Here is a 6,059-nt window from a genome sequence, read left to right on the forward strand (position 1 = left end):
AGGCCAATGCGTCGATCGCCGAGGCGCGGGACCGGATGCGCCGCAATATCGATGACTTCGAGTTTGGCTCGATGAAGGCCATGCGCAAGGTGCGGCCGATCATCCAGCACGGGCTGATGAGCCTGGCTGTGCTCGACCCGCGGTTCACCAACACCATGATCACTGTGACGGTGTGGGTCGAAGGGAAGGCTGAGGAGGTGCATGGGCGGTTGTTCCAGGAAGCCAACATGGGCGTAACGCAGGCGAGCAGTGCGGCGCAGCTTGCCTTGGTGGATATCTCGGTGGCAGCGGGGACGTTGGAAGCCGATGCGCGGAAGTTGTTGCAGGGGATGAAGATCACGTCGCAGCAGGCGGCCCGATTGGTAAAAACCGGTTTTTCCGGGTTGCGCGGGATTGCTGGCAGCTGGGAGGTTCTGCTGGCGATAGGCGGGTTGTATTTGCAACAGGACAGCCTGGGCAGGAATCAGGAAAAGGCGGAGACGGAGATTGGGCCGAAGGCGTATGAGGCCAAGTTGGCGTTGCAAGGATCGTACTTGGGAGTGTTGGGAGGACATATCGAACTGGTGGGGCTCATATTGCGGGCTGGTGCCTATAAGGGTATGCGATGGGCCAAAGGTGCTACTGCCACAGGCGAGACCTTGATAAAGATCGGTGCTGTAGTAGGCGCTGTCGTCGGGTTTGTTGAAGCAGCGCAGGCGGTTTCTGCTGCTAAACGTGCATCGGCAGCAGGAGATGGTGCAGCAGCGATACGATACTGGTTGGCTGCAGGTTTTTACGGGGGCAGCGCCATTGCCGTCACTGGAACAGCATTAAGTTCCACTGTATGGGGACCCGTAGGGCTCGCTGTAGTGCTGGCGTTGACTGCCTATACGCTTAGCAAAAGCGCTGAAGAGAATGAGTCATCCGCTCTGGAACGGTGGGCCCGACGGTGCTGTTTTGGAAAGGCAGATGAGACGCCAGTCATTCACTGGAGAAGCCCGGAATACGCAGACATTGCATTTGCGGAGCTCAACGCCGCCACGCTAGGTGTACAGGCAGAATTCCACTTCGAATCGAATCTGGTAAGCGACCCGGCCACTCCAAGGATCGGAGGGTTGACCGGTCTTGAACGGAAACAAAAAATAAAATTCAAGATGGTGCTACCTCAGTATGAAGACGGAATGTCGGCATATCGGTGGTGCCTGACAGTCCATCGTCGAGGTGATGGCCAGTTCCCGGACTACACGGGAGGAGAGACGCTGGTTGTGGATGAGTTTCATGCCCGTCGCTCAACTGGCTTTTCCAAGTCGGCCAGCTTCCCTGGCTTTTCTCCGCCTAGGCTACCCGACTATAAAAGCGACTTTAATATTGATAAAAAGTACTCTTCTTTTTCGGAGGGTAAAGACCGGTCCCAATTGGCTATCTCAGGCCTTATAGAGCTCATGCCGACAATTGGAGCGCACTCCATTGTCGCAGCAACATTGCTGGTAATGTACTGGCCGGACCGAGAAATTGAAAGTGCGTATATTGAGGTATGTAACCGGAGGGCAAATGACGACGCATGAGCCAAGAGTGCTAATGAGACGTGCGCCAGCCTGGCGCTACGATCTACCGAGCGCCCACGAAGCACCCACATCTCTCTTGAATTTGAACGATATTAATCCGCCACCAAACCATGCTGATGATGTATACATGGAGTTGCCTCGATCTACAGTCCGTCTACGAGGTGTATTGGCCTTGCTTGGCATTCCGACGCTGCTGTTCTTGTTTTTTGTAGCTGTACAAGTGTATTGGGGTCTCATTGATTACAGTCAGGCCTTCGATTGGATTATGAAGCTAATCTTGATACTCGGGCCTCTAATCTGCATATGGGTCGTCTTTTCATTTGTCCGGCTAGACTTGGCACTTCCACGAGACGAACCAATACGTTTTAATCGCTTGCGTCGAAAGATCTATGTTTATCAATTCAGATGCAACTACCTCTTCCTGTTCAGCCGCAAACACTGGGGCGTCAAACCTGTCGCCTACAATTGGGACGACGTAACCGCCGAAGTCTACCGAGTCTACGCCCCCGGCTACGGTGGGCTGATCGAAAGCGTCATGCTGTCGGTTCGCAACCCGAACACCGACGAAGTCATCGACCGCGTGTTATTCACCCACGACCTCTACCACGGCGAAGCCTACTGGGCTATCGCCCGGCTGTTCATGCAGCAAGGCCCCGAAGCCCTGCCGAAGTTCGTACACCCACCCCGTGACTGGAACGATGACGATGGCCTGAGCCACATGCATTGCCTGGCACCCAAGGTTCATTGGCCGGAGGACATTGACCGTGAGTCCCGTACTGCCCCATCTGACTGAGAGGGCCGATGCCCCCGGGGCCGAGAAGGTAAGGATCACCACAGCCTTCAAGGCCGCTGCTGTACCTGTGGGAGCGGGTTTACCCGCGAACACCGGCGTAGCCGGTGCCAGCCACCGCGTTTGATTCTTCGCGAGCACGCCCGCTCCCACAGTTTGGTTCAATGCCTCAAGCGTTGGCCGACACTGGACGTAGCGCACGCACACCCCACAACCAGTAACCCAGGGATAGCAGCACCAACCAGCCAACCCCGACATACATGGCTGTGCGGCTGGCCGGGAACCAACCGAGCACACCAAAAATGAACACCATGAAAGCAATCGCGCAAGCCGGCCCTACCGGCCACAGTGGCACCCGATAATCCAGTGCTGCCACCTCCTCCTTGCTCATGCCGCGCCGCATGGCCACTTGAGAAAGCAGGATCATCAACCACACCCAGACAATGGAGAACGTGACCACCGCCGCAAGAACCAGGAACAAGTCTTCCGGCACCAGGTAGTTCAATACCACGCCAAGAAGCAGCGCGACGCCCATCACTGCAACCGTCATCCACGGCACACCGAAACGCGACAACGATGCAAAACCGGCTGGCGCCTGGCCGTCCTGAGCCATGCCGTACATCATCCGCCCAGCACTGAAGATATCGCTGTTGATCGCCGAAACGGCAGCTGAAATCACCACGATGTTCAACACGGTGGCCGCTGAACTGATGCCAAGACCACTGAAGATCTGCACGAACGGGCTACCGTGGCTGCCAATGCTGGTCCAAGGGTAAATGGCCATGAGTACGAACAAGGTAAGGATGTAGAACAGCAGGATGCGCAGAGGCACCGAGTTGATAGCCTTCGGCAGCACGCGCTTCGGGTCCCTTGCCTCGCCGGCGGTGATGCCGATCATTTCAACCCCGCCAAAGGCGAACATCACCACAGTGAAGGAAGCGATCATCCCACTGACGCCATTAGGGAAGAACCCGCCGTGGCTCCACAGATTCGAGACTCCTGCAACCGTGCCTGCATCGTCATTCAACTGGATACCCAGCAGCAGCACAGCCGCGCCTGCCACAATCATGGCAATGATCGCGGTCACCTTCAGCAACGACAGCCAGAACTCCATCTCCCCGAACACTTTCACGCTACACAGGTTCAGCGCGCCGATAAAGAACACTATCCCGAGCACCCAGATCCAGGCCGGTGTTTCAGGGAACCACAGCCCCATGTAAACGCCAAAGGCCGTCACGTCTGCCAGGCAAACCACCAGCATCGAGAACGCGTAACTCCAACCTGTCAGAAAGCCAAAGTAGCGCCCCAGATACTGGCTGGCATAGTGCCCGAACGAGCCTGACACCGGGTTATGAACCGCCATTTCGCCAAGGGCGCGCATCATCATGTAAATGGCTGCGCCACCTATCAGATAGGCCAGCAACACTGAAGGCCCTGCCAGCTTTATTGCCGATGCCGAGCCATAGAACAGCCCCGTACCGATAGCAGAACCTAACGCCATGAAACGAATATGCCGGGTAGAGAGACCCCGCTTCAACTGGTGTGAAGATTGAGCGCTCATAGATACCTTCTTGGTTTTATTATCAGGTCCGCACCACGCTAATGCCGTGCGGTTTTATCAGGCACGCAGTATTCCAATCATCAAGCCCTGGGCCACAGCAGCGGAAACAGTTCGTGGTTCATTTGGGCACCGCTGGCGAGTTGCGTTTCGAGGCCGGGAAACTGTGGCGAGGTTTTCCACTGGCGCGGTGCGTGAGTAATGTCGTCGCCCAGGAAACGTACCGAGAAGGCACGACGCCGACGATTGCCGCCGACACCGCCAGAGGCGTGCAAGGTGAGCATGTGGAAGAACACGGCGTCGCCCGGGGCTAGCTCCCAGCCGAGGATGTTCCAGGCACTGCGATCGGCCTCGATATCCGGCAAGTCCGCAAGGCTGCCTTCCGGGAACCATTGCGCCTGGCTGTCGAGGAAGCTGCGTGGCATCAGCCACGGCCCAAGGTGCGAGCCCCCTACGAATTCGAGGGTGGATTCTCTGGAGACCGGGTCGACCGGCATCCACATGCTGCAGTTCTGGCGCCCGTCGATGTTGTAATACGGCTGGTCCTGATGCCAGGGCGTTCGCTGGCGCGTGTTCGGCTCCTTGACCAGCAGGTGGTCGTGATAAAGCCGGGCCGTCTCGCTGTTCATGAGTTGCGCTGCAACACTACCGACCCTGCTTTCGAAGATGAACTGGCGATAGGCTGAAATATCGCCCCAGTTGCAGAAGTCTTCGAAGAACCAACCTGGGTCGTCAGGGCGGCTCGCCACTTTGGCGCGTTCACTTGGGGCTTTCAGGTTCTGTTCGATGCCGGTTTCCAGCAATGCAACTTCTTGCGGCGTGAACAAATTACGGACGCAGACGGCACCATCACGCTGAAAAGCCTCGATGGTTTCGTCACTGAGTTGAAATTCGGCGGACTGTTTCATGGAGCACCCTTGGTCTTTTTATTGGGCAACAGCACCACTGCCAGTTTTCAAGCGGAATAAGCAAGGTGCACGGCGAGTATTGCTTTTAAGCAACAATAGGAAAAGAATATATTTCCTAATCCTGAGTATAGGAAAAGATGATAGGGTTCTCATTCAGGCAGCTCGAGTACTTCGTCGCCGTGGCCGAACACGGCAGCATCAGCGCTGCGGCGAGAGCCCGGCACGTTTCACAGCCATCGGTTTCGGTTGCGATCGCCCAGCTTGAGGAGGCGCTGAACGAGCGGCTGTTCCGGCGCCAGGTCAGCCGCGGGCTGGAGCTGACGTCGGCGGGCACGCGTTTACTGGCCCAGGCACGCGATATCATCGGCATGGCCATTGCCATGAACCAAAATGCGGATACCACGCGCGGCTCGCTTCGCGGCAACCTGTCGCTCATCTGCTTTCAAGACCTGGGCCCCTATTACGCGCCGCGGCTGCTATCGAGTTTTCGCAAGCAGTATCCCGATGTCGAGGTAACGCTTTTCGAGACTGACCTGGCGGGCGTACACCGCCACCTGAGCGCCGGTAAAGCCGAGCTCGCGCTGACCTATGACATAGGCCTTGATCCTTCGCTGCCGCGCCAGGTACTGGCTGAGTTGAAGCCCTACGCACTCATCGCCACCGACCATCGCCTGGCCCAGCTGGCAGCGATACCGCTGCATGAGCTGGCGCAAGAGTGTTTGATTCTTGAGGACATCGCACAAACGCGTGAGTATTTTCTGTCACTGTTTTGGGCGCATAACCTGCAACCGCGCACCCAGCAATTTACCCAGACCTTCGAGATGCAACGGGGGCTCGTCGCGCATGGCTACGGGGTTGCCCTGTCATGTACCCGGCCCGCAGGGGACCATTGCTATGACGGTACAGCGCTGTTATGCAGGCCATTACTGGAAGAGGTATCACCGCAAAAAGTGGTGCTGGCCCAATCAGGCGCGATGCACCCATCGCCGGTGGCGGAGGCGTTCAAGGGCTGGGTTGCTCGGGAGATGGCGGCTGGGGGCGCCTGATTCCTGTACTCAAGAAGGCCAACCTGTGGGACCGGGCATGATCGTGGAACACCGGCTTGGCCGGTGCCAGCCACCGCGCTGGATTCTTCGCGGGTAAACCCGCTCCCACAGGTACTGTGGCTGCGTTGAAGGCTGTGGTGATCCTGTGGGAGCGGGCGTGCCCGCGAAGAATGCGACGCGGTGTATGACACCGGCTGTGCCGGTGTTCGCGGG

4 protein-coding genes and 1 pseudogene are annotated in these 6,059 nt (G+C 57.5%); 3 read left to right on the plus strand and 2 right to left on the minus strand.

Annotated features, from left to right (window positions below):
* Both J5M58_RS25580 and J5M58_RS25585 read left to right on the plus strand, forming a co-directional pair.
* Positions 1 to 1,544 (plus strand): annotated as a pseudogene (locus tag J5M58_RS25580) (hypothetical protein); the annotation flags it as partial.
* A 265-nt stretch (positions 1,545 to 1,809) separates the two neighbouring features.
* Positions 1,810 to 2,337: a DUF6708 domain-containing protein gene (locus J5M58_RS25585; RefSeq protein ID WP_181457401.1), complete on the plus strand. Its 528-nt coding sequence runs from the start codon at positions 1,810 to 1,812 to the stop codon at positions 2,335 to 2,337.
* A gap of 166 nt (positions 2,338 to 2,503) precedes the next feature.
* Here J5M58_RS25585 and J5M58_RS25590 read toward each other — a convergent pair whose 3' ends face one another.
* On the minus strand, positions 2,504 to 3,895 hold the full coding sequence (locus tag J5M58_RS25590) for an amino acid permease (RefSeq protein WP_207880079.1): 1,392 nt from the start codon (positions 3,893 to 3,895) through the stop codon (positions 2,504 to 2,506).
* Positions 3,896 to 3,975: 80 nt separating this feature from the next.
* The gene (locus J5M58_RS25595; RefSeq protein ID WP_207880083.1) at positions 3,976 to 4,800 is read right to left on the minus strand and encodes a phytanoyl-CoA dioxygenase family protein; all 825 of its coding nucleotides are present in this window, start codon (positions 4,798 to 4,800) and stop codon (positions 3,976 to 3,978) included.
* Positions 4,801 to 4,937: 137 nt separating this feature from the next.
* Between J5M58_RS25595 and J5M58_RS25600 the strand changes: the two genes are divergently transcribed.
* The gene (locus tag J5M58_RS25600; RefSeq protein ID WP_207880085.1) at positions 4,938 to 5,846 is read left to right on the plus strand and encodes a LysR family transcriptional regulator; all 909 of its coding nucleotides are present in this window, start codon (positions 4,938 to 4,940) and stop codon (positions 5,844 to 5,846) included.
* Positions 5,847 to 6,059: the final 213 nt, after the last annotated feature.

This window comes from Pseudomonas sp. 32_A (genome assembly GCF_017490905.1).
Lineage (GTDB): Bacteria > Pseudomonadota > Gammaproteobacteria > Pseudomonadales > Pseudomonadaceae > Aquipseudomonas > Aquipseudomonas inefficax.

Excerpts from the sequence above, each read along its gene's own strand:
- J5M58_RS25590 (WP_207880079.1), bottom strand. The coding sequence starts at position 3,895 with ATGAGCGCTCAATCTTCACACCAGTTGAAGCGGGGTCTCTCTACCCGG.
- J5M58_RS25595 (WP_207880083.1), bottom strand. The coding sequence starts at position 4,800 with ATGAAACAGTCCGCCGAATTTCAACTCAGTGACGAAACCATCGAGGCT.
- J5M58_RS25600 (WP_207880085.1), top strand. The coding sequence starts at position 4,938 with ATGATAGGGTTCTCATTCAGGCAGCTCGAGTACTTCGTCGCCGTGGCC.
- J5M58_RS25585 (WP_181457401.1), top strand. The coding sequence starts at position 1,810 with ATGAAGCTAATCTTGATACTCGGGCCTCTAATCTGCATATGGGTCGTC.